This is a genomic window from Chitinophagaceae bacterium (assembly GCA_016717285.1).
Classification (GTDB): Bacteria; Bacteroidota; Bacteroidia; order Chitinophagales; family UBA10324; genus JACCZZ01.
Window position 1 is genome coordinate 564,767 of sequence record JADKFU010000005.1, and the last position, 26,622, is coordinate 591,388.

At 41.4% G+C, this 26,622-nt stretch carries 12 protein-coding genes, 1 rRNA gene and 1 pseudogene; 6 read left to right on the top strand and 8 right to left on the bottom strand.

Annotated features, from left to right (window positions below; genetic code table 11):
- The first annotated feature begins 40 nt into the window (after window positions 1-40).
- The 3 genes and pseudogenes from IPO83_12230 to IPO83_12240 all read left to right on the top strand — a co-directional run bounded on the left by IPO83_12230 (window position 41) and on the right by IPO83_12240 (window position 4,937).
- Window positions 41-1,024 (top strand): T9SS type A sorting domain-containing protein, encoded by a 984-nt coding sequence (locus tag IPO83_12230; protein MBK9732032.1) that lies wholly within the window; start codon window positions 41-43, stop codon window positions 1,022-1,024.
- A gap of 123 nt (window positions 1,025-1,147) precedes the next feature.
- Window positions 1,148-2,314 carry a T9SS type A sorting domain-containing protein gene (locus tag IPO83_12235; GenBank protein ID MBK9732033.1) on the top strand — a complete coding sequence of 389 codons (1,167 nt, stop codon included), beginning with the start codon at window positions 1,148-1,150 and terminating at the stop codon, window positions 2,312-2,314.
- Window positions 2,315-2,473: 159 nt separating this feature from the next.
- Window positions 2,474-4,937 (top strand): annotated as a pseudogene (locus tag IPO83_12240) (PIG-L family deacetylase).
- A gap of 101 nt (window positions 4,938-5,038) precedes the next feature.
- Here IPO83_12240 and IPO83_12245 read toward each other — a convergent pair.
- Window positions 5,039-5,746: a histidine phosphatase family protein gene (locus IPO83_12245; protein ID MBK9732034.1), complete on the bottom strand. Its 708-nt coding sequence runs from the start codon at window positions 5,744-5,746 to the stop codon at window positions 5,039-5,041.
- 158 nt (window positions 5,747-5,904) lie between these two features.
- Window positions 5,905-7,215 (bottom strand): BamA/TamA family outer membrane protein, encoded by a 1,311-nt coding sequence (locus tag IPO83_12250; protein ID MBK9732035.1) that lies wholly within the window; start codon window positions 7,213-7,215, stop codon window positions 5,905-5,907.
- A 942-nt stretch (window positions 7,216-8,157) separates the two neighbouring features.
- Between IPO83_12250 and IPO83_12255 the strand changes: the two genes are divergently transcribed.
- The 3 genes from IPO83_12255 to IPO83_12265 all read left to right on the top strand — a co-directional run bounded on the left by IPO83_12255 (window position 8,158) and on the right by IPO83_12265 (window position 12,410).
- Window positions 8,158-9,684: ribosomal RNA gene (locus IPO83_12255) — 16S ribosomal RNA — on the top strand.
- 308 nt (window positions 9,685-9,992) lie between these two features.
- On the top strand, window positions 9,993-11,462 hold the full coding sequence (locus IPO83_12260) for an MBOAT family protein (GenBank protein MBK9732036.1): 1,470 nt from the start codon (window positions 9,993-9,995) through the stop codon (window positions 11,460-11,462).
- A 3-nt stretch (window positions 11,463-11,465) separates the two neighbouring features.
- Window positions 11,466-12,410 (top strand): hypothetical protein, encoded by a 945-nt coding sequence (locus IPO83_12265; protein ID MBK9732037.1) that lies wholly within the window; start codon window positions 11,466-11,468, stop codon window positions 12,408-12,410.
- Between the two features lie 33 nt (window positions 12,411-12,443).
- Here IPO83_12265 and IPO83_12270 read toward each other — a convergent pair whose 3' ends face one another.
- The 6 genes from IPO83_12270 to IPO83_12295 all read right to left on the bottom strand — a co-directional run bounded on the left by IPO83_12270 (window position 12,444) and on the right by IPO83_12295 (window position 26,592).
- Window positions 12,444-12,779 carry a hypothetical protein gene (locus tag IPO83_12270; GenBank protein ID MBK9732038.1) on the bottom strand — a complete coding sequence of 112 codons (336 nt, stop codon included), beginning with the start codon at window positions 12,777-12,779 and terminating at the stop codon, window positions 12,444-12,446.
- A gap of 275 nt (window positions 12,780-13,054) precedes the next feature.
- On the bottom strand, window positions 13,055-24,214 hold the full coding sequence (locus IPO83_12275; GenBank protein ID MBK9732039.1) for a T9SS type A sorting domain-containing protein: 11,160 nt from the start codon (window positions 24,212-24,214) through the stop codon (window positions 13,055-13,057).
- 221 nt (window positions 24,215-24,435) lie between these two features.
- Complete coding sequence (gene xseB / locus IPO83_12280; protein ID MBK9732040.1) at window positions 24,436-24,624, bottom strand: exodeoxyribonuclease VII small subunit; 189 nt, start codon at window positions 24,622-24,624, stop codon at window positions 24,436-24,438.
- Entirely contained in the window at window positions 24,602-24,898 is a 297-nt protein-coding gene (locus IPO83_12285; protein ID MBK9732041.1) for a hypothetical protein, read from the bottom strand. Before IPO83_12285 ends, xseB begins: the two co-directional genes overlap by 23 nt.
- 5 nt (window positions 24,899-24,903) lie before the next feature.
- Entirely contained in the window at window positions 24,904-25,824 is a 921-nt protein-coding gene (locus IPO83_12290) for an exodeoxyribonuclease VII large subunit (GenBank protein ID MBK9732042.1), read from the bottom strand.
- A gap of 438 nt (window positions 25,825-26,262) precedes the next feature.
- Complete coding sequence (locus IPO83_12295) at window positions 26,263-26,592, bottom strand: hypothetical protein (protein MBK9732043.1); 330 nt, start codon at window positions 26,590-26,592, stop codon at window positions 26,263-26,265.
- Between the last annotated feature and the right edge of the window lie 30 nt (window positions 26,593-26,622).

A 26,622-nucleotide genomic window follows, 5' to 3' on the forward strand; every position in this document is an offset into this window, starting at 1 on the left:
CCGTCTTTCGAATTCAATTACTTTTGCGCAAACATTTTTTATGCAGCGTATTCCACTGATAGCATTTTTACTGATGGTTCATTTTTACACGCTGGCACAAAGACCGGTAGGTGTTTTTGAACCCATAAACATTCAATTAAGCAATCCCGGAGATACCCGCGATTATATTGATACGCTAAAGGCCACCAGTTTTATTTCTCAGGATGCCGGCGGGTTAGGCTGCGAAACAGGCATCTATCCAGCTCCTGATTCAGGATACGTAACCGGCAATAATAAATATGGCGATCTTCAGAAAGCGCAATTCTACAGTCTTCATCAGATGGGCTATACTGCACCTGCTTATGTGCAAAGTGTACAGGTACTGATTGGATTAAAAACTTCAATGGCGGGTTCCAGTGGAGTTTATGCTAATATTTATGCGGTGGATACTAATGGATTTCGACCAGGCACTTTATTAGCGACCTCCATTCCGATCCCGATTAATGATATTGAGGTAACAGATTCGGTCAACACTTTTTCATTTTCCGTGCCTGTTCTTGTTGACGATTCTTTTTTTGTGAGTGTATTACTCCCCATTGTAACCGGTGATACCATTGCCATCGTTTCAACAATGGCAGGCTGCCGTTCCTATGAAGGTTGGTCCTGGGAACAATGGTCTAACAATAGCTGGCATACTTTAATAAATTCGTGGTTAGCTGATATCGATCTGGCTATTTTTCCTGTCATGGATCTTCCTTTTAATGTTGGCTTTCAAAACCCTTCAATAACAGCAATGCAAGGAAAATTGTATCCCAATCCTGCATTGAAACAAACCAGTCTTATTTATAGCATCAACCAAAGCGGAACGGTGACCATTTGTCTGATGAATGATCGCGGAGAAATCATTCAAAAAAAAGAACGAGGCTCGCTTAAAGCCGGCCAGCATATAGAAACCATAGATCTGCAGCAGTTACCTGGAGGAATCTACTTTGTGAAGGTTTCTGATGTACTGGAACAGCACGTTTTTCCCTTGGTAGTAGATTGACCAATGTACTAATGCTTGAGCGTTTTTATTTTTGTCATTAAAGTGTTATTGTTTTCAATAACCGGACAATTTTTTTTTCTTTGATTCAAAATCCATAAATTGCGAACCTAAAACCTCCTTAAAATGAAAAATTACTACTTAGCCTTTATTATTATGTTTACCGCATTGAGTGCTTCTGCACAGGTGCCGTTTAAGAATTTAAAGCCCGGTCAAATATCAGGCGCTGAAATTCAACATCTGAAATCAACTCGTTGCCCTGCGTTGGGAAGTAACACACGTGACATTTATGAAATGTATGTGGATTACAGTTACGTTAACTATGATGATGTTGCTTATCTGTTTCAATTCAGTTCAGATTACACAGGTGTTGATACGGCTCTTAATTATTCCGCGGTGGTATTGAACAACCTCGTTGGATATACAGATGCTGCGGATCCCGCCAATTCATTGGCTGACTGGAGTGTTTTTGGTTTGAATGATTCCTTTCCCAGCAATGTTCAGGTTACGATCGACAGTATTTATATGATCGCTGCTCATGAAAATAATTCCGGAACATTCGATAAAATTGAAGCACAGATCGTAAAGACACTTAGCAATGGTTCACCTTCACAGAGTGCTTCCAGCATCTTGTGGTCAAATAAGGATTCTGTTGATTTCGGGCTTTCAGGAAGCAATGATTGGTTAGGAGGCGATGCTTTTGTGCTAGGATTTGGTCCTGGATACACACTTGATCCAGGGCAGAAAGCAGCGTTCAATTTCATTTATCATAACGCTACCAAGGAAGACACTTTTGCAGTAGTGGGTGGTTGCCTGGATGATGGCCAGGGTGGTTCTGTCTCTCCAAGTTCTTATGCGACTTCTTATATGAGATATCCCCCTTTCATTCCTTCGGTTACCAAATGTGTTAATATTGTATATGTGGATGCTCAAGGCAATACAATCGGATACTTTGCTGCTCAAAACTGGATTGACTGGTTTAAGGTGACAATCAATACTGAATTAACAGGTGTGGCTGATAATTTCGATAACCTTGATCTTACCACCATTTATCCGAATCCTGCAAACAATTCAACGCAAATTCTGTACGGTTTACGTACGGCATCTGATGTTACCATTGATCTCTATGACATCTCAGGCAGATTGGTTACCAATCTTTACAAAGCCAATGATGCCGGTGGATCTTATGTGCGCAACATTGATCTTAGCAATGTAAATGCAGGTGCTTACATGGTTTCGTTAAAAGCAGGCAATGGTTCACCGGTTGTTTCTAAACTGATCGTGAGCAAATAATTTCTATTCTGATATTGAAAGAAGCAGGGCACATTGTCCTGCTTTTTTTATGCATTTTATGACGATACTGATGCAAGATGAACCGTTATTCCCCTGTTTCAGTTGCTAATATTTCTATTTTTGAACTCCCCAAATTTTACAGACATGACCAAACGTTCGATGCTGTTTGCAGGATGTGTTTTATTGCTGACTTTTTTCATTAAAACAGCAAATGCCCAGACAGCTCCTGCCGCCAATGCCGCGGAGATAAAACTTCAACTCAATAAATTGAATGTGCTGGGAAGTGTGTTGTATCTCGCTGCGCATCCCGACGATGAAAACACACGCTTGATTGCTTACCTGTCAAAAGAGAAGTTGTACCGAACCGGATATCTTTCACTTACACGTGGCGATGGTGGTCAAAACCTGATCGGAAATGAATTAGGTGAATTGCTTGGTTTGATTCGTACACAGGAATTATTAGCAGCAAGAAAGATTGACGGCGGCGAACAGTTTTTTACACGCGCGAATGATTTTGGGTACACCAAAAATCCGGAAGAAACATTTACTTTCTGGAATAAAGATTCCATACTCGCTGATGCGGTGTATGTGATTCGTTCTTTTCAACCCGACGTAATCATCTGCAGGTTTCCAACTACAGGCGAAGGTGGTCACGGACAACATACCGCTTCCGCGATTTTAGCAGAGGAAGCTTTTGTAGCTGCGGCCGATCCTAATCGTTATCCTGAACAACTGAAAACGGTTGCTGTATGGCAGGCAAAAATTGATGTGGAACACTTTCAACTTCGGTGGCAACAATACAACTGCTGATGATCAGCTTAAAGTTGATGTGGGTGTTTACAATCAGTTGCTTGGAAAAGGTTATTTAGAAATCGCCGCGGAAAGCCGCACCATGCATAAAAGCCAGGGATTTGGTTCCGGAAAAAACAGGGGAACTCAATTGGAATATTTTAAAACAATGGAAGGTGCTGCACCTAAAACCGATTTGTTTGATGATGTGAATCCGGGATGGAACAGAGTTGCAGGTGGTGCAGTAATTCAATCGCTGGTGAGCAAATTGATAGCTGATTTTAAACCGGAAAATCCTTCCGCATCTGTTGCTGGATTATTGGAAGTGTATGATGCTGTGGAAAAATTGCCTGAAGGATACTGGAAATCACAAAAGAAAAAAGAAGTGGAGCAATTGATCTGCCTTTGTTCAGGATTGTGGTTTGAAGCATATGCAACACAAACAACGCTTGCTGCCGGTAATACTTTTGAATGGAAGCTACAAGCCATCAATAGGGGAGTAGTGCCGGTGGTATTGAAATCGGTAACCTTGCAACAATTTGATACAACGATGAATAAAACCCTCGCTAATAATGAAATGCTCACGCTTCAGCGAAAGCAATTGCTGGATGCTGCAACTGCTGTCACGCAACCCTATTGGTTACAACAGCCACACGGACCAGGTATGTTTAAAATTCCAAAGCAATCAAACATAGGCAGGCCGGAAAATGAACCGGTCATCAATGCAACATTCAACTTTGAGATTTCAGGAAGAGCAATCACATACAAACGTCCGCTCGTTTATAAGTCCGTTGATCCGGTGAGAGGCGAAGTGTATCGCCCGTTAGAAGTTTCCCCTCCCATTACTGCAACTATTGAAGCTTCAACGTACATCTTCAACAGCGTGCAGTCAAGAGTGGTGAAAGTGGATCTTAAGAGTGGTATTGATAATGCAAAAGGGTCTGTTTCATTAAATGTTCCGCAGGGTTGGGTAGTTATACCTGTCGGGAATACATTTGAATTAAAAGCGAAAGGCGATGAAACGACTGTCAGTTTTTCAGTGATTCCGGCAACACATACATTGGTTGCAGCAGTGGACACGATGAAAGCGGTAGTAACATTGAATGGCAACACCTACGATCGCGGACTGTTTGCGATCAGTTACGATCATATTCCTGCTATCACTATTTATCCGTTGTCGCAGGCAAAGCTCGTAAGCGTTCCACTGATAACTAAGGGAAAAAATATCGGTTACGTAAAAGGTGCAGGCGATGTTATTCCTGAAATGCTGAAACAGGTAGGTTATTCAGTTGCCATGCTCAGCGATGAAGAAATTGCAAATGGCAATCTTGCGGCTTATGATGCTATTATTGTAGGCATAAGGGCTTATAATACCAATGAACGACTAAAGTTTCTGAATGAAAAATTACTGACGTATGTAAAAAACGGTGGTGTGATGCTGGTTCAATACAACACCAGTGGAAGTGACCTGGTAATGAATAATATCGGTCCGTATCCATTTAAGATTTCACGTGATCGTGTAACCGATGAACATGCAAAGGTTACTTTTCTTGAACCGGATGAAGAGCTTTTGTTTACTCCTAATAAAATAACGGATAACGATTTTGACGGATGGATACAGGAACGAGGCCTTTACTTTCTTACTGATGTTGACAGTAATTACAAAAAGATTTTTGGGATGAATGACAAAGGAGAACAACCACTTGACGGATCATTGATCGTCTGCAATTATGGAAAGGGTCGATATGTGTACACCGGACTTTCTTTCTTTCGCGAACTGCCTGCGGGAGTGCCGGGAGCTTACCGGCTGTTTGTGAATTTGATTTCAAAATAGGTTCATGAAAATTCAGTGAAACCAGGTTGGCCTTCACTGGTTAATTCAAAAATCCTGACGGAGCATTTTTTTGATCATATGTTCTAAGTGGTTATCTGGTGTTATTTCACCCAACCTCCACCAGTTGCACTCCACGTTTGTTTCTCCACAGGAAGATGACCTACATCACTGTACATCACCAGCGATGCCGTTCCATCAGGCTTAATGGCAATAATTGTAAGGGACGCATTCCCAATGTCCATGTTGTTCCAATCTCTGGTATCTGCGCCCACTGCATGCAATGCCGTCCAGGTAATTACTCCACTATGGCATACCAACAGATCATAAGTGTCACTTGCAGGAGTAGCAGCGAACCAATGCTTCCAGGCCCTGTAGCGTGCAGAATCGCAGGCATTCAAATCTGCAGGCCTTCCACCTTTCATTAAATCAGTATTGTTTGAAGACGGCATACATTCATTCAATAAGCTGTCACGCAGGGGAGTTAGATTCATAATCTTTCCCATGTCATCGGCAGTCTGTTTGGCGCGAAGGAATTCACTGCTGGCGAAGTGTGTGAATTTTATGGGTAGAGCGGCCAAACGCTTACCAATCAGTTTTGCCTGCTCATGGCCCAATGTATTGAGGGCATTGGATACGCGGTTGTCGGTGGCATTTGCATCATAGTCATAAATACCATGACGCACCAGGTAAATGTAATGGATACCGGAATTCTTTTGTGTTTGTGCCTGAACCATATTGATAGTGCACAATAGAAATGATATATAGATCAGCGTTGTAAGACTGATCATGCGAAGTGTGATTTGTTTCATTTTATGTTTGCTGCATGTTTTATAAGAGATCGATTTTGAAAATGAAATTGCATGTTGTTATCATGGCATCTGCTATAAAAATCCTCCGATGAAAGCGGGGATGTTTTTATAAAATTTAGCGTAAACAATTTGAAACTGATTTTTCAATTGCAATTATTTCAATACGTTTCTCCGGCATTCAGATAAAACCCGCTTGATTTTTTTCCGATACCATAATCCAATACAAGATGGGTGCGCGAGGCCTTGTCTATCAGAATCCGTAGTCCGAAACCAAATGCAGGTTGTATGTAGCGGAAGAGCGGCAGGTCACGCGAACGGTCACTGGTGGTGGTGCCATTTACGAATACAACTCCTCCCAGCACTTCATTACAAGTAATTGGAAAACGGTACTCAAACTCACCATAGAGGAAGCTCTCTCCCCTGAATGTTCCCTGCGCATATCCTCTGCCACTCCGGCTGCGTTGGTCCCAGCCGATGGCCGGTAAAGTAAGATAAGGCGCTGTGCCGCCGGCGATCCAGGTACCAAGAACCCATAAAGCCACCGTATTATCATGATGGCGCACCTTAAACGTTTTGAAGTAGCGCAATTCACCTTCAAAAATGGAACTTCGTTTTTGCGCTGACGGATGATTTGCTGACGCATATTGCGGATTATAAGTAAAGCTCAGGTTCATGAACATACCCCTGGTAGCATTAATCTGATTGTCTCTTGTATCAATAATACCGTTCAAACTAAAGCCGTTTAACGAATACCTTGTTGAATCATACCCATTCAGCAAGCTGTACTCCGTGTGAAAAGAAGTATCTGCTCCATTGAGCAGCGGATATTCCACACTTATCTTGTTATATACATCAAACTTGATTCCTGCGCCTATATAGAAAATGCCATTGAAATTGTAGGCAGCGAGTTGATGTAATTTAAAATAGTGGTATTTCATACTCTGTGCTACAGAATCAGCTTCTATGCTTTCATTACCAATTATTATTCCACCGCCGTCTACATCTTTATTGAGTGCATCAGTGCCTAAGCCATAAGTCGGTTGAGAATAAATAAATAACCGTAAATCACCTGACATGAAAAGTTTGTTATGAGCGAGCAAGAGATTGTTTTTGATCTGGAAAAGGACCTGGTTCTTTGTTGTTAACTGCAAGTTTGAATTGATAACGGAGTATTTATCATTAGGGTCAATTCCCTTAAAGGACAACTGTCCGGCAGCACCTACTATGAATCCTGTAGCCGGTGATGATCCAATTACCGGCGTAAGGAAGATATAATGGTTTTTTGGCGGCTTCTCATTTTTTCGCGGTTTCCCATTGCGGATTACATCAGCAAGGTCCTCTACCGGGCATCGGCTGCTATCAGGCACAATCCGAGAAGGTGTATCCGTCTCATTTTGTGCATGCGCTAACGGACAATATAAATTCAGCAGTGCCAGTACTACAAATGTTCTGACTGATAGTAATTTCAAACGGCGGTAATTTGAGATGAAAAGAAAATGAAAGACTGAAAAGTTACTGCAATAAGGAAAGAATTACAAAAATGCCAACGATTGATTCTTAGAGTAGAAGTCTTCTTTTGCATGGTTGCTACATCTTTATTTAGAAAATCAAACACGACACTCAATCAAGTGCATTTAGAAGGTATTGAACTGTATTTTTTTGGTTTAATAATTCGATAAAGGTAAAAGAATAGGAGATAACAGCTCTTAACAAGACCTCGGGCAACACCAATAATTTGAGAGATTTCATTTTGGCTCGACAACAGGAATATTTAATGCTGGAATGAAAAATTATCCAGTATCAATTTTCAGTTACAATGAAGGGGTGATAAATGAATCTTTTAAAATGATAGTCTTATGGAAACAGGTTTCAGATAATGCGTTATTAACGCATATTGGCCAGCGTCAAAGGATGAAGCTGAGGTCTGATTATATCGAAGGAATACAATTCATTTGAATTGGTTTTCATAATGGTTTTGTGTTCATCAATTAAATTTAAGTCATCGGCAGTTTGCATTTTAAATAGCAGCATAAATTATCCATAATTCGAATTGTGGTACCTTTTTATTACTTATGCAGACCCTGAGAAGATTATTTTATCCACGGAATATTTCACCTAATGATTTGATATTCAACTACTATGGAATGTGGATTTTGCACAGCTTTAAATTATTTTCAAGCTGCGGTTGCATTTTCAATAATTCCCTTTACCTTTGTGTCCCGCTTTTGAAAAAGCACTCCTTAAAACAGTTCTTAGTAATTAAAAATATCAGGTAGTTGGGAAGAGATTTCCCGGCAATTTGCAAGTCCCGGTTTTGTCGGGATAATGTTCTTTGAAGTATTGGAAGATAACAATAAGCCAGCATTAAAAAAAGGTAAGTGTTTTAAGCTAGAATTAACTCAAGTTTTTTTACAACGGAGAGTTTGATCCTGGCTCAGGATGAACGCTAGCGGCAGGCTTAATACATGCAAGTCGAACGGTAACAGGTGTAGCAATACATGCTGACGAGTGGCAGACGGGTGAGGAACACGTACACAACCTCCCTCTTACTGGGGCACAACTCCGAGAAATCGGGGCTAATTCCCCATAAAATCTTAGGATGGCATCATCTAAAGATTAAAACTCCGGTGGTAAGAGATGGGTGTGCGTCTGATTAGCTAGTTGGTAGGGTAACGGCCTACCAAGGCAACGATCAGTAACTGGTGTGAGAGCACGACCAGTCACACGGGCACTGAGATACGGGCCCGACTCCTACGGGAGGCAGCAGTAAGGAATATTGGTCAATGGGCGAAAGCCTGAACCAGCCATGCCGCGTGCAGGATGAAGGCCCTCTGGGTTGTAAACTGCTTTTATCTGGGAAGAAACACCCCGTTTCTACGGGGCTTGACGGTACCAGAGGAATAAGCACCGGCTAACTCCGTGCCAGCAGCCGCGGTAATACGGAGGGTGCAAGCGTTATCCGGATTTACTGGGTTTAAAGGGTGCGTAGGCGGGCCTTTAAGTCAGTGGTGAAATCTCCCGGCTCAACCGGGAAACTGCCATTGATACTATTGGTCTTGAATTCAGTTGAGGTGGGCGGAATGTGTCGTGTAGCGGTGAAATGCTTAGATATGACACAGAACACCAATTGCGAAGGCAGCTCGCTAAACTGACATTGACGCTGAGGCACGAAAGCGTGGGGATCAAACAGGATTAGATACCCTGGTAGTCCACGCCCTAAACGATGATTACTCGATCTGTGCGATACACTGTACGGGTCTATGCAAAAGCATTAAGTAATCCACCTGGGGAGTACGACCGCAAGGTTGAAACTCAAAGGAATTGACGGGGGTCCGCACAAGCGGTGGAGCATGTGGTTCAATTCGATGGTACGCGAGGAACCTTACCTGGGCTAGAATGCATTCAGACCGATGCCGAAAGGTGTCTTTCCCGCAAGGGACTGTTTGCAAGGTGCTGCATGGCTGTCGTCAGCTCGTGCCGTGAGGTGTTGGGTTAAGTCCCGCAACGAGCGCAACCCCCATCACTAGTTGCCATCGGGTAATGCCGGGGACTCTAGTGGAACTGCCTGCGTAAGCAGTGAGGAAGGAGGGGACGACGTCAAGTCATCACGGCCTTTATGTCCAGGGCTACACACGTGCTACAATGGCGGGTACAATGGGTTGCCACTTGGTGACAAGGAGCTAATCCCAAAAAGCCCGTCTCAGTTCAGATTGAAGTCTGCAACTCGACTTCATGAAGCTGGAATCGCTAGTAATCGCGCATCAGCAATGGCGCGGTGAATACGTTCCCGGACCTTGTACACACCGCCTGTCAAGCCATGGAAGCCGGGTGTACCTGAAGACGATAACCGTAAGGAGTCGTTCAAGGTAAAACCGGTAACTGGGGCTAAGTCATAACAAGGTAGCCGTATCGGAAGGTGCGGCTGGAATACCTCCTTTTTAGAGCAAGTTCCCGACCCTAGGGTCGGGACAAATACTTACCTGCTGGTAAGTTGTTTCTTCCAATATCTTCAAGATTCAGAGCCCGTTCCGACTTTGTCGGGACGGGTTTTTTATTTTAGAGGACTGAAGTTCTGCATTAATCTCAATAACCTGAACCCGAGACTTTTTGCTGCACCTTTTTTAGTATCATCAGCTCTCGCCGCAACCTTGATGATTTGTGAATATTTCTGAAAATCGATGTATCTTTTGAACGCTGTAAATTTTCCGGTTCTTTAATCTGCAGTTAACATTTGAAATAAAGCGGGATGCGTTTCAACTCTGGTGACTTCCTCATATTTTTTCCTGTTGTTACCATACTATATTTCGTTCTGAAGCATCGCTATCGGTGGCTCCTGCTGCTTACAGCCAGTTGCATTTTTTACATGTATTTTATTCCGGCATACCTGCTCATTTTGTTTTTGCTGATTCTGATAGATTACACTGCAGCAAGAATGATTGCATCCTCAGACCCTAATCATAGGAAACTATATTTGATGGTCAGCATATTTTCTACGTGCATTGCACTACTTATTTTCAAGTATTTCAATTTCTTCAATGAAAACTTTGCATTCATAGCCACTTTTTTTCATTGTAACTATTCCATTGCAGCATTGAACCTGATTCTTCCGATTGGCCTGTCATTTCACACTTTTCAGAGCTTGAGTTATGTAATAGAAGTTTATCGTGGCAACCAGCAACCGGAAAGGAAATTTGGTATTTATGCATTGTACGTTATGTTTTATCCGCAGTTGGTAGCGGGACCCATCGAGCGTCCTCAAAACTTGCTACACCAGTTTTATGAAAAACATGAAATTGATTATGACCGCGTCACTTCCGGTTTAAAACAAATGCTGTGGGGATTTTTCAAGAAGATGGTAATTGCAGACAATCTTGCCATGTATGCAGATGCCGTGTATAATAATCCTGCTCACTATCATGGCAATTTCCAGCTTATTGCCACCTGGTGTTTCGCGATCCAGATTTATTGTGATTTTTCAGGATACTCTGATATTGCTATCGGTGCTGCGAAAGTTATGGGGTTCAGCTTGATGAAGAATTTTGACAGCCCCTATTCATCCAGGTCTGTAAGTGAGTTCTGGAGTCGCTGGCACATCTCATTATCAACCTGGTTCAGGGACTACGTGTATATTCCTTTAGGAGGTAATCAGGTATCTCTTCTTAAATGGACATTCAACATCTTTATTGTTTTTCTCGTTTCGGGATTATGGCATGGTGCAAATTGGACTTTTGTTATATGGGGATTGTTGCATGGTGTGTTTGTAATTACAGAAAAATATTCTTTTGCATTAAGAAATAAAGTGAAGCGCATCACCGGTTTGCAGCATTTGAGCGGACTGAATAGCTTTTTGAGCGTGGTCATCACTTTCAATCTCGTCAGCTTTGCATGGATTTTTTTTCGTGCGAAAAATTTAAGCACTGCACTCGAGATTGTTAAATCACTGCAGTTTAATCCTGAAACTTTTGCAATGGATTTTCAAACTGTCTGGCACCAACTTGCTGCTCAGGAATTGCACCCTGTTTTTCCGGTTTTCCTGATCATCTTATTAGTAATTTTTGCAGTAGCAGAGTGGCTCATAAAGTCAAAACGAATACAACTGATTGAAAATATTTTCCCCAAAGCAATCCGTTGGACTCTTTATTATGCAATGATTGCAGCGATAGTTCTTTTTGGAGTGTATGAAGCTGCACCTACTTTCATTTATTTTCAATTCTGAAGCATGACGCGCAAACTGATTATTAATCTTCTAATATTCTCATTGCTTCCTGTTTCTATTATAGGATTCCTTTTTGTGATTCCGTTTAACAAGGAGTTTGGTTATCGTTTCATAAAAGATGATTGTTACAACCATGCGAGCTGGATTTATGGCAGAATGAATAATCCTGAAGGTATTGACATCGCATTTATTGGCTCATCCAGAACCATTCATGCAATTCCTGATTCACTGCTGGAGGTTCTGATTAAGCAAAGGTGTGGCAATGCGCTGCATGTTGCTAACCTTGGCTATTGCCGGTTCGGGCGCAACTTTGATTACGAAGTAGTGAAGGATTTGCTTGCATCAAAACAAATTAAAAATTTGGTGGTCGAAGTCCGGGAAGATGAAGATCCTTATAGTCATCTTGATTTCGGATATGTTGCTTCCTCAGCAGATGTTTTGAAACCTGTATTTTTCAATACACGTTACTTCAGTGATTTTTGGAAAGCATTACAAGTGCGAATAGTTTTATTAAAATCGTACTTGCATATTCGTCCACAAGATTTTGAACAGCGCACCGTTGCTTTATCATTGTATGGTTATGGTGCTTCAACGGAAAAATTCTCAGCGCGTCAACAAGTGCCAGCATTAAATATTATTGAGCCGGATCAGGGTTCTTTATTGCAGGATATGAAAATGAATTTTCCTGAGCATTTCATTTCGGAAATAGCAGCACTTGCCAGCGTCAATAATGTGCAACTCCAATTTGTTTTTCTGCCGGGTTTTAATCCTGTAAAGCAAATGCCAAACGCCTATTTATTTTACAAAAAATATGGAACGGTACTTATTCCTCCTGCTGAAATTTTTTCTGACCCTGAAAATTTTAAAGATGAAAATCATTTGAATGATTCAGGTTCAACACGTCTTGCCGCCTGGTTAGGGAGTGAGCTCTCTTGTATTGATAATTGATTTGCAGAAATAATATACAACCGAATACTTTTTTTAATCATCGATTTGCCCCCCATTATCAAACCAATTTTGAATAGTTGTTTTGTCAGCATCTGACAATTCACCATCCGGAGGCATTCTTTTATTAAACCATGATGGTGTATCAATGGTGGCTGATTTAATATTGGCTGCATTATTTACAATGTCAGAATCTTCAGTCAATATCACCGGCATCCCTTGCCCACCCTGGTAATGACAACTGACACAGTGTTGATCAACAATTGTTTTCACCTGTGAAAAATAAGGACCATTGTCTGCAGGATTCGTTGATTCCTTTTTACAGGATGACAGTATTAGCATGATGAATAAGCTGCCGGCTAATTTTTTCATAAAGAAAAATGATTTGAAGTAGGTAGTGAAGACACTTCAAAATCTTCGATAGCTGCATGAATAAGAAATAAACAGTGAATTTAATATGGAGAATCTTCAACAATAGTTGTTGTCAATAAACTACAGCGATATGAAAGTTGTGTTCCTGCTATTAAAAAATATTGCTATTGAAATGTGTAGGGATGAAAGTGGTTACAAACATATTTTGTATCATGCTGCTGCATTGAAAAAAACTCCGGTGACATGCTGATGCCATCACCGGAGTTTGACAAATATTATTTCTGTATCATAATCCGTCCTGTCCATTGCACATCTTCGCTGGTAGCTGTTTCATCATTCAGTATCACTTTTACCAGATACATTCCCTCGATGAAGGAATCGGATAATTTTATTTCCTTTTTCAATTCGCCATTAACCAATTGAATGTTTTCTGCATAAACGATCTGTCCGAAAAGATTGGTAATGCTAATGTTTGCTTGTATGGTTTTCGCACTCATTGCAGCACTGGAATTACCGGGAGTTAATTCAATCACAAAGTTGTCTCTCGTTGGATTTGGATACAGCAGGAAGGTGCCAATCTTTGTTAACTGAGCAACTGAATCTTCCTTGCAAAAGCTAAACACATTTACAGGAGTTGAAGTATTGCTGCAAAAGCTGAGATTAGTGACTAATACCTTGTAAGTTCCCGGAACAGTTGCTTTGTAAGTTTGATTGGTTTTTCCTGCAAGGAGCAGGTCGTCTTTGTACCATTGATACGTTAAGCCGGAACCTCCATTGGCCTTTAGTTTTACGAAACCGGTAGAACAGATATTAGTTTCTCCCAGTGCCGTAACAAATACCTCAATTGAATTTTCATCAATATTCAAATCACAATTGTCATCTAACCCATTGCATAATTCTATAGCACCCGGAAAGATATTCAGGTTGTTATCATCGCAATCCACCCGAGCATCAAATCCATCACCATCCTCATCAACTGCCTGGCAAACATTTCCGTTGAGCGTAATATTCATAACCTGAAGAACGCCGGATGTACCTGTCGCTTTGAATCCATAGATTCTGAATTTTATAGGAACAGAGGATGAAAAATCTGAAAAATTCCAGGAAGCAACTGTCATTACACCACAGCCCTTATTTTTTAATGATTGATCGATACCCTGATCAATCCAGGTGGTTCCATTGTCAGGACTGTAAGCAAAGCGCACGGAAGCAGGACCCTTGTTGTTTCTTCTCAACTCGGCACTAAAAGAAGTGGCTTCGACCTGATAGCCGGTTAATGGAGCAATGGCGAATTCAATAGCGGCTAAATCTGTATTAAATGATGCAGCAGATGAAAAGGTTTTGGAAGAAAATCCAGTTGGACATTGAGTATTTTTCTTAGCTCCGTTCACGCGGATTAAACTACCACCCGTTGAATTGGCAGCAAAGGAAAATGGAGTGCCAGTGATATTGTCTGTATAAGAATAAATAATTACGTCTTCATCAATTGTTCCATTACAGTTGTCGTCAATAAGGTTGCACGTTTCAACAACGTTGGGATGAATGTCTGCATTGGAATCATCACAATCGGTACTATCTGCAACGTAACCATACGGAGCGGAACAAGTTGTTATAGCAACCGAGAGGTTACCGTAAGAATCATTATCATCGTCCGAATAGAAAGTGACAATTAAATTTTCATCTATTTGTGTATCACAATTGTCATCAAGACCATTGCAAATTTCCGATGCACCGGGATTCACATTCATGTTATCGTCATTACAATCCGTATTGTTCGCCGCATAACCAGCCGAAGCAACGCAAGCTGTCGTTGAATCGAAAGGATTACCGTAACCATCATTGTCACTATCAACATAGAAAGTTAGTATTACGTTTTCATCAATTTCACTATCACAGTCATCATCAATGGAATTGCAAATTTCTGTTGCTGTTGGGTTCACAGCCACATTGGCATCATTGCAATCGTTACTGTCAGCCACAAAACCAACAGGTGCCATGCAGGCCAAAGTTGTAAAAGCAGGGTTGCCATAAGAATCATGATCGTCGTCTGCATAGAACGTCGACTTTACATTTTCATCGGTCTGTGTATCGCAATCATCATCTATACCGTTGCAAACTTCTGTTGCATCCGGATAGATCGCAGGGTTGTTATCGTTACAATCAATCGAAACGTCAAATCCATCTCCGTCAGCGTCTCCTACAAAGCAGACTTTTCCAGTAACAGTCACATTCATCAATTGAAGAATACCTGTAATATTTGAAGCATTAAATCCGTAAATCCTGAATTTGAGAGGTTGCTCTAAATAAAAGTCCGCAAAGTCCCAGGAAGCGGTTGTCATAACACCACATGCTGTATTGTTAGGTAGTGATAGATTGCTTCCCTGATCAATCCAGTTAGCACCACCATCTATACTGTATGCAAGCCGGAGCGAACCAGGTCCACCGGCGCTTTTCCTAAACTGCACCGACCATGACTGCGCTTCAATTCTGTAATCTGTAGCCGGAGTCAGGGTAAATTCAACAGCCGGCAACGTAGCGGCATAAGTTGTGGTAACAGGGAAATTTTTTGAAGAGAATCCGGTGGGACAAGCTGCAGGGGCGGTTCCTATAATAGCACCATTTACAACTTTGAGATTGGTAGCAGTTACATTGGTTGACAAATAGAAAGGAATTCCTGAAGTATTGTCTGTGTAGTTATAAATTTTTGAAGCTTCATCAATTGTTCCATTGCAATTGTCGTCAACAGTGTTACAGGTTTCTGTGGCGAGAGGTTGAATGGCAGCATTTGAATCGTTGCAATCGTTATTATTTGCAACATAACCAACCGGTGTTGTGCAGGCAAATTTTGTAACATTAGGATTACCATAAGAATCATTATCCGCATCAGCGTAGAAAATGATATCTCCTGTTTCATCAATTTGAGAATCGCAATTATCGTCAATACTGTTGCATGCTTCCGGAGCATTTGGATGAATCGCAGGATTTGTATCATCACAATCATCCACTAAATTATACCCATCGTTATCCAAATCTGGAATCAGGCATACTTTAGCAACAAGGTTTATATTTGAGAGCTGAAGTATTCCGGAAGTAGAGGAAGCATTGAAACCATATACTCTGAAAACAAGCGGCTGATAGGTTGAAAAATCATCAAAGTCCCAAAGAGCACTCGTCATCACACCGCAGTCGGAATTAGTGAGCGACTGGTTGATGCCTTGATCAATCCATGAATTTCCACCATCCTTGCTATATGCAAACCGTAAGGAAGCCGGACCACCCCCATTTTTCCTGAACTCTGCGGAGAAAGTTCCGGCATCCACCTGGTAAGCTGAGTCCGGTGTAATAGTAAATTGTACAGCAGGCAAAGAAGTATTGAAAGTAGTTGCACTTGTAAAACCTTTGTTAGATGTTCCTGTTAAGCAAGCACCTGAACCTGTCGCAGTGGTAACACCATTGACAAGAATTAAATTGGTAACCGTTGAATGCTTTGCGAAAGATGCAGGAACACCTGCTGTATTAGTCGTATAATGAAATGCCTGTATGGCTTCATCAGTAATACCATCACAGTTATCATCGACGTTGTTACACATTTCAGCCTGTGCCGGATTTATTGCAGCATTGCCATCATTACAATCGGTAGCATCAGAACTATAACCTACCGGCTGTAAACAGGCAAGCGTTGAAACTAACGAATCACCATACGTGTCACCATCTGCATCAGCATAGAAAATTAGTTTCACATTTTCGTCAACTTGCGCATCGCAATTATCATCTACATTATTACAAACTTCAATTGCGCCTGGATTTATTAACGCGTTTGTATCATTGCAATCCACCGCAGATTCATAGCCATCAGCATCAAGATCAACTAACGGGCATACTTTTCCATTCAGGTTAACATTCATTATTTGAAGCACTCCGGAAGTGGAGACCGCATTAAATCCGTAGATTCTGAATTTGAGTGGGAGAGGTGTTGAAAAATCGGAAAAATCCCAGGAAGTTGGCGTCATTAGACCGCAACCATTACTGAACAATGACTGATTAAAACCCTGATCGATCCAGGTAACTCCATTGTCGAGGCTATATGCAAAACGAATGGAAGCCGGGCCGCTGTTGCTTCTTCTCAGTTCAGCAGTAAATGAAGTAGCTTCAATTTTATATCCGGCTAAAGGAGACAGGGAGAATTCTACAGCACCAAGGCTTGTACTGTATTCAACTGTAGAAACAAAGTTTTTGGAAGAAAAGCCGGTTGGGCAGGACGTACTTTTATCAGCGCCATTGAGGCGGCTCAAATTCGAAGCGCTTGCATTGATATCAACGTAATTAAAAGCTCCTGATGAATTGTCTGTGTAACTGTAAATAGTGGTTGCTTCGTCTGTTGACCCACTGCAATTGTCATCGATGTTGTTACAGGTTTCCGCAGCGTTGGGATGAATGTTTCCATTGCCATCGTTGCAATCAGTATTATCAGGAACGTATCCTGCAGGAGCAAAGCAGGTGATTACTGAATCAGTCTGATTACCATAAGAATCGTTGTCGTTGTCAAGATAGTAGGTGGGAACTACATTTTCATCAATCTGCGTATCGCAATCATCATCAATAAAATTGCAGATTTCAGTTGCCATCGGATGCACATTTACAGCGGCATCGTTACAATCAGTATTATCAGAAACGTATCCTGCCGGAGCGAAACAGGCTAACAATAAAACATTGAGGTTACCATATGAATCATTATCTGCGTCAGCATAGAAAGTTAATTTCAGATTCTCATCAATCTGGCTGTCACAATTATCATCGACATCATTACATACTTCTGTCGCGTTGGGAAATATCGCGGGGTTGGAATCATCGCAATCAACTGTCGTATTATATCCGTCATGATCATCATCAAATATCAGCTTGCAAGCATTTCCGTTAATAATTACATCCTGCACCTGAAGCATGCCTGATGTTGAAGAAGCATCAAAACCATAAATTCTAAAGTACACCTGTCCTGTTGTGAAAAAATCCGGAAAGTCCCATGAAGAATTGGTCATCACTCCGCATTCCGCATTTTGCAAAGCCTGGTTGGTTTCCTGGGTGATCCATGAAAAACCACTATCAATGCTGTATGCAAAACGAATCTTGGAAGGTCCGCCACCATTTCTTCTCAGCGCTGCCGTAAAAGAGGAGGCTTCAATTCTGTATCCCGGATCTGCCACGATTGTAAATTCAATTGCAGGAACAGAAGTGCTGAAATTGAAGGCGGTAGAATAATTTTTTGACAGAAATCCGGTTGGACAATTGACGGTAGTGATAGCACCATTCACCAATTTGAAGTTCGTTCCGGTCGCATGAAGAGCTATTGCGTCCGGAATGCCTTCATGGTTGTCAGTATAATGATAAATGTCTCCAGGTTCATCAATAAGTGCATCGCAGTCATCGTCAATAAGATTGCATATTTCTTTCGCAACAGGATTTACAGATGGGTTGCTATCATTACAGTCAGAGCTTGTTAGCACATATCCCGATTGCACAAAACATCCGGTAAAGGAAACTGCTGCATTTCCATATCCATCAAGATCAGTATCAGCATAGGAAGTTGTACTTACACCTTCATCAATTTGCGAATTACAATTATCGTCGAGAGAATTGCAGATTTCTGATACATCGGGATTAAAAACGCTCCCATCCGGTCCGTCGTTGCAATCAGCATTATTAGTAACAAATCCATCGGGTACATTGCATCCAATGACTGAAATTGCAGGATCGCCATAATTGTCATGATCATTATCTGCATAAAAAGTCTGAGTGACCCCTTCATCTGTCTGGCCATCGCAATTATCATCCAACGTGTTACATATTTCAACTGTTCCGGGATTGATTTTTGGATCATTGTCATTACAATCATATAATGCATCATATCCATCGCTATCCGCATCAACAGAAAGCGGACACACTTTTCCTGTCAGTGTCAGATTGAGTACCTGAAGCATGCCTGATGTTTTAGATGCTTTAAATCCGAAGATTCTGAATTTAATGGGTTGCGTAGTTATAAAGTCATTGACATCCCAAGTGAAAGTAGTTGTGCCACCACACGGGCCGGTAAGTACAGTTTGATCAATCCCCTGATTTATCCAGTTGTTTCCGTTATCGATGCTGTATGCGAAACGAACAAGTGAGGGTCCGTTGCCGGTTCTTCTAAGGTCAACTGTAAAAAAAGCGGGTTCAATTTGAAAGCCGCTCAGCGGATTAAGAGTGAATTCAATGGCAGGTAAGGAAGTACTGTAATTAGCAGCATTGGTGAAGTTTACAATTATCAACCCGGTTGGGCATCCTGTTGATAGCGCAGCACCGTTTACTGCACCCACATTTGTTGCTGTAGCATTGGCTGAAATAAGGGAAGGAATTCCGGAAGTGTTGGTAGTGTACTTATAGACAGCCACCTGTTCGTCCTTCGTGCCATTGCAATTGTCATCAATGCCATTGCAGGTTTCGTTGCCGGAAGGATTAACAGCAGGATTAGCGTCATTGCAATCGTCATCATTTAAGGAATAATTTGCCGGAAGAGTACAGGCCAAAATATTGAAAGAAGGTGTACCGTAAGTATCGTGATCGTTATCAGCATAGAAGATAGTCAGCACACCCTCATCAATCTGATTATTACAATCTTCATCCAGGCCGTTACAGATTTCTGCCGTATTGGGATGAATAGCAACATTCATATCGTTACAATCAGTGCTGTCTGCTACGAAACCTGTTGACGCATTGCAGGCGAGAATGGTTTCCTCTGAATTACCATAAGTATCATTATCTGCATCTGTATAAAATTTCACTTTTACGCCTTCATCTATATCCGCATTGCAATTATCATCAACGCCATTACAGATTTCAGGGGCGTTTGGATATACGAATGCGTTATTATCATCGCAATCAACAGAAGTATTGAATCCATCGCCATCATCATCTGCAAAGTGGCAAACATTGCCATTGAAATTTATATCCAGTAGTTGCAGCGTGCCTGTTGTGGCTGAAGCATTAAATCCATAAAAACGGAATTTAAGATTTTGTGAGGTGATAAAATCATCGAAATCCCAAATAGTACTGTTGGTTACTCCGCACAATTCGTTTGTGATCGAATGATTAACTCCTTCGTCAATCCAGCTGGCACCATTGTCTAAACTGTAAGCAAGTCTGATGGTTGACGGACCACTGCTGCTTCTTCTAACATTGGCCGATATTGAGGAAGCTCCAATCTGATAACCGCTATTGGCTAATATGCTGAATTCAACAGCCGGCAATGTGGTATCAAACAAGGTTGAATCGGGGAAATTCTTTGTTGAGAAACCAGTTGGACAAGAATTACTGGTGGTAGCACCATTGACCATTATCAGGTTAGTAGCTGTTGCATCTGCATCGACAGAAAGCGGAGTGCCGTTAGTATTGTCAACATAATGATAGATCTGAACAGCTTCATCCAGGATTCCATTGCAATTGTCATCTATATTATTGCAGGTTTCAGGTATGTTAGGATGAATGCCCGAATCGGCATCATTGCAATCAGCATCGCTTGCAACATAACCTGGAGGAGCAACACACGCTAAAATACTGATAGCCGGATTGCCAAAAGTGTCGTTATCATCATCTAAGTAAAAAGATAGTTCAACATCTTCATCTGTTGCGGCATCACAATCATCATCTACCAGATTGCATATTTCTGTAGCTCCCGGATTGATGGAGGCATCATTATTATTACAATCGGGAAAGGTCGGCGCATAACCCGGAGGAGCAGGGCATGTTACGATAAAATCATCGGGACTTCCATAACCATCGTTGTCGGTATCTAAATAAAAGGTAGCGCTCGCGCCTTCATCAAACTGGTTATCACAATCGTCATCTACATCGTTGCATTGTTCAGGGGCACCGGGATAAACTGTTGCTACGGCGTCATTACAATCGGTATTCGACGAAACATAACCTGCCGGCGGCGTGCAGGCAAGTGTTGTAATTGCAGCGTTACCGAATGCATCATTATCGGCATCAGCATAAAAGGTCAGCTTAACACCTTCATCAATTTCTGAATTGCAATTGTCGTCAACAGTATTACAGGATTCTAAAGCGTTAGGATGTATGGTAGGATTTGCATCATTGCAATCAACTATTGTATTATAAGTGTCGTTGTCCGCATCCAGTATCTGACAAATATTTCCATCCAGGCGGGCATTAAGTATTTGCAGTGTACCTGACCCCGCGCCTGCTTGAAATCCGTATATTCTTACTATGAGCGGCTGTCCTGTGGCAAAATCCGGAAAATCCCATTGGAAGTTAGTGGTAACACCGCAGTCCGAATTAGATATTATATCATGATCAACACCTTCATCTACCCAATTACTACCTCCGGTTACACTGTAGGCCATCCTGATTTTTTTGGGTCCGGATCCGCTTCTTCTGAGATCAACAGAAAAGGATGAGCCGTTAATCTGATAACCTGAATTTTGTGTAATGGTAAATTGCACTGCACTAAATGAAGTGCTGAAATCCAATGCGGTGGAATAATTTTTTGTTGTGTAACCGGTTGGACAGCCAGAGGTTCCTAAGGCAGGAAATACTCCGTTTGCCGGTTGCAGGTTAGACGCTGTGGCATGAAGACCTACAATCACAGGTATACCTGAAGTATTGTCGACATAGTGATAAATCCTGACCGGTTCATCGGTAAAAGCGTCGCAATTATCATCCACTCCGTTACAGGTTTCGGTTGCAGATGGAGAGATGGCAGTGTTTGCATCGTTGCAATCACTGTTATTCAAAACGTATCCGGAAGGTTGTAAACAAGCCGGCGTCATGTTATTCGGATCTCCGAAATTGTCATTATCGGTATCAGCGTAAAAAGAGATCAGCACGCCATTATCTATCTGGGTGTCGCAATTTTCATCTATACCATTGCATACTTCTGCACTGCCGGGATGTATAGCCGCATCAAGATCGTTGCAATCACTGCTATCCGGGGAAAAATCCTGGGGAACACTGCAGGCCTTGGAGGTAACAGCCAGATTTCCATAACCGTCATGGTCTGCATCAGCATAGAAGGTTGTCTTGGCGCCTTCATCAATCTCTGTATCACAATCATCGTCGATGGCATTGCATTTTTCAATGGCATTGGGATGAATGGAAGCATTGCCATCATTGCAATCCAGAGCAGCAATATAACCATCATGGTCTTCATCAAACATCAGGCAAACGGTACCATTAATGGATACATTGAGCAATTGCAGCACGCCTGCGGCATTGACTGAGCCGTAGCCGTAGATTCTGAAAATGATAGTTTGTGCAAGTGTAAAGTCCGCAAAATCCCATGAGGAAGGAGTTCCTGCGCCGCACTGACTGTTGTTGATGGTGAAATCACTTCCCTGGTCGATCCATGTATTACCGCCATTTAAACTATACGCAAATCTCACCTTTGAAGGTCCGTTGCTGTTCCTCCTCAGATCGGCTGAAAAGGATGCCAGCTGCAGTTGGTAGCCACTTGCCGGTGTCATGGTTAATTCCACTGCCGGCAGGGAATTATTGAATGCATTGCCGGTAGCAAAATTCTTGGAAGAAAAACCTGTTTCACAGATTGTAGTTACCATGGCACCATTTACCCGTATTAAATTGGTTGCTGTAGAGTTTGCCGAAACCGATGCCGGTATTCCGGAAATGTCGGCGGTATAATAAAATATTTTTGCAGGTTCGTCAATTGCTCCATTGCAATCATCATCAAAGCTGTTGCAGGTTTCTGTCACACCCGGTTTAATTGCTGCATTTGAATCATCGCAATCACTATTATTGGTGGTGTAACCTGCCGGCACAATGGAGCAGGCCATTTTGATTACGGAAGGATCACCGTAAGTATCTCCGTCTGCATCACCATAGTACGTTGTTTGAATATCTTCGTCACTCTGAAAATCACAATCATCATCATAACCATTGCAGACTTCAATTGTATTTGGAAAAACAGCGGCATCTGCATCATTACAATCGGTGTTGTCATAAATGTATCCCACAGGCTGATCGCAGGTATAAATACTGATCGAAGGGTTACCATATTTGTCGCCATCAGCATCCTGATAAAATGTCTGATTGAAACAATCTCCTTTCAGCTTTACGATCCAGCCATCGCTTCCACCGATTTTATTTACAACATCACTGTCAATTGAACTGGTATAACCGGCCACTAAATAATCCCCATTTAAAGTTTGCGTAATGGTGCGACCATAATCATTGTCAGATCCGCCCAAACATTTTTGCCATACAAGCTTACCGTTGAGGTCAAGTTCAAAAACCCAGATATCATACAATCCGTTGTTGCCGGAAACATTTCCGCCGGTAGAACCCGTGTGACCCGCTACCAGGTATCCTGTATGATCAATGTTTTCTTCAATAGAATAGGCATATTCAAGGGAGTTACCTCCGAATGCCTTCTCCCATATAATGTTTCCAATAGAATCTAATTTTACGACCCAGATATCCTGATCATTATGCTTGCTGCTCACATCACCGTCATCTGAATTGGTATAACCTGCGAAAACATATCCACCGTCAGAGGTTTGACAGGCATCGCGTGCGGCATCTTCTAACGACCCACCGTAGCAACGGGCCCAATCTATATTACCGAGCGAATCTGTTTTTACCATGAAAACATCATCTGTACCGTGATTCCCAGTCACATCACCGCTGTTGGAACTGGTGAAACCTGAAATTATTAATCCACCGTCGGTAGTGATTCTGGCAGAACTGCCTTCTTCATGATCGGGTCCTCCGATTGTTCTTTGCCACAATATATTCCCGTTGAAATCGAGTTTTACCAGCCAATAGTCTGCATCGACCGTGTTTTTGCCGGTTACATTTCCATCAATAGACTTAACGCCTCCAAAAGCTATATAACCGCCGTCATCGGTTTGATCTATGCTGTAACCCAGATCGAGGAGGGAACCGCCAAATGATTGCTGCCATTGCAATTCTCCCTTGCTGTTTAACTTTAAAACCCAGTAATCAAAACCACCATGGTTACCGGTTACATCAAGTAAGTCGCCCTGGGACGTGTTATGGCCGCCGATAATGTAACCTCCATCTCTTGTTAATTTAATGCTTCTTCCCCATTCCTGCCCACTTCCCCCATAAGTCTTAATCCATTCAATATTTCCAAAGGCATCTAATTTACAGACCATTAAATCATCATCTCCTTTATTAATAGCTACATCTCCGTCAATGGAATTAGTGAAACCGGTGAATACACAACCACCATCTGGCGTGTTCACCATGTCGCGTATTTCATCATGTTTTGTTCCGCCTACAGGTTTTTGCCAGATAATGGTTTGCGCCGGAATTTGTGCCAACAAAGACTGCTGCGATGCGATCAATGAAAATATAGCAACGACTATAGATAGTTTGCCCAATGATAATGTAGAATTCGACATACGCTATTGATTTTATGAATTAGTTAATTGCGAAAGCAATAGCTGCAAAGCAGCCTATGAAAACGCGAAAATACAAAGGCTATATTTGAAAAGTAAAGCAACAAAACTAATTTTAGATAGAAGCAGATAACCAGCATTCCGGCGACTTCTATTCATGAGAGCAATATACGTTAAAAAGGGGATAAGGATTTATATGTATTTATTTTATAATTCTATTTTTATCAATTGTCTATGGTCTTTTTCACTTCTTTTTCTACAGTCCTTAATTTTTTTTCGCAGAATGAAATAAGCTCATTGGCTTGTTTCACTTTCTCGGCGAGTTCATCAATCTGTATCTCATCGGATTCCATTTGTTCAACAAGTTTTTCCAGTACTGAAAAGGCGCTGTTATAGCTCAGGTTGGTTTTCATAGGGTGTTTTTTCGGTTACGTTGCTGTGAATGATAGTTGTTTTCAGAATTGTTTTAATGACAGTGTTCTCATCTATTTTCGAAGGATCAGTGATAATAGTGTCATGTTGCATAACGATCGCGAATCCCTTGGTGAGTAGTCTTGAAGGACTTAAGTTTTTAACCAGCCTTCTTATTGCATCCAGTTCATTCTTGCGATTTTTAAAGTATAAAGACAATGCAATGGTAAAGTCTGTTTTTAAAGTACTCAGCGCTAAAGATCTTTGATCGAGCATTTCATTTACCCCTTTAAAAACCGGTCTGTCAGCGACAGGAGTTCCTGCTCAAAGGACAGATTGTGATCAATTACAGTTGTTGCGGCTTTAGTGGGTGTTTTGTTTGCTCGTGCCATCATGTCTACAATACTGGTATTACGGTCGTGCCCAATGCCTGTTAAAATCGGAATTGGAAAACAGGCAACGCTCTTTGACAACTCATAATCATCAAAGGGTTTGAAATCTGTTTGCGAACCGCCACCTCTAACAATTATCACGACGTCAAACGCTACTTTTTCTGTTAAGATGAGTTGCAGTTGCTGACGAATCAAACCGCTCGATGAGTCACCCTGAATTTGAACGAGGTATTCACAAACATCAAAAGCATAACCATAACGGTTCTTTTCCAATTCCTGCAAAAAATCCCGCTGCCCGTCTGAAGCAGGTGCGGTGATAAGTGCAATACGCTGCATCACAATTGGCAGTGGCAATGAATTATTAAAAGTGACAAACCGTCCGTCAATCAATTGAATCTGTTCCGGATTTTCTTTCTGTAACCTGTTAAGAACTGCTTCACGTTCGATGGCTAATTTTCCAAGCGCATAGGCAAGATCTATTTCAAGAACTTCCAGGGTAAGACCGTACCGTTTATGAAACCTGACACGAACCAGGCAATTGATCTGCAATCCGTTTGAAAAAAGCTGACCTGTCTGCCGCTCAAATTTTTCTATGTGGTGAAAAGTGGCGCCCCAGAAAACACCTTTTATTTCAGCGGTTATGGAAAATCCTTCTTTTTCGATGAATTTAAGAAAGCACCATTTTTTGTCAGCATATTTTTTAACGTCGGTAATTTCAGCGTTTATCCAATACGCTGTTCCCTCAAAACGACTTTCAACAGTGTCTTGAATTTCATTTACCAATTCTGAAAGACGCATTAAGGTGGGCATGAATCAAAAATAGTTATTTTCATTTTTGGCAACCTGCGTAGGGATTTGTCTTCAATGGTAACTTCTCAATTGTTTAATACAATTGTCACGCACAGGCCGCAACAACATTTTGAAGCAGCATCAGATAGACCTATAAAAAATACGTGTGCATTTCATCTTGCAAAAGCACGTTAATTTAAATTGGGTGGTTAGTTATATTTGGGTACTTATCCCTTACTTAGACCCAAAATCTTTGTAAGTTAGTTGTATTGCCAATATGCTTCTTTGAGTTGGTTTTGGGAAAATCAACTTTATGGAAAATCAAAACAAATTAGTTGAATCAGGGAAAGGAAAGGGGGAAAATAGAAATGATGCCAAATACTTTATGCTATTTATTGAACATTTTCTTTGGATTATGGCTATAATGGGAACGTCCTTTTTAATGTCTATACTCATATCTCATTTAAATTGTTGATTCTTAAATTCATTCCCTGCTATACCTACCAAACTGCCTAACAATGCTGCTGCTGCCGTCTGATTTAATAGACAATATGATGCAAGAATAATAATAGTTGCAGCAAGGACGATTACTACTAAAGCATACATTATTTTAATAAATTTTATATGCTTTCTTTTTGAATCGTTATCCTGCCTCCATTCTACATAGTTTGTGAATTTAAAATAATCTGGCTTAACCATTCTTAAAAGAGTCTCTTCGGAAATGGTTATCATTCTTTGTTCCGATGTCTTTTTCTCATTGATTGGGGTTGATTCGTTTTCTGGCAGCATTACTCTTAATATTTTTTTGTTTGATGAAGG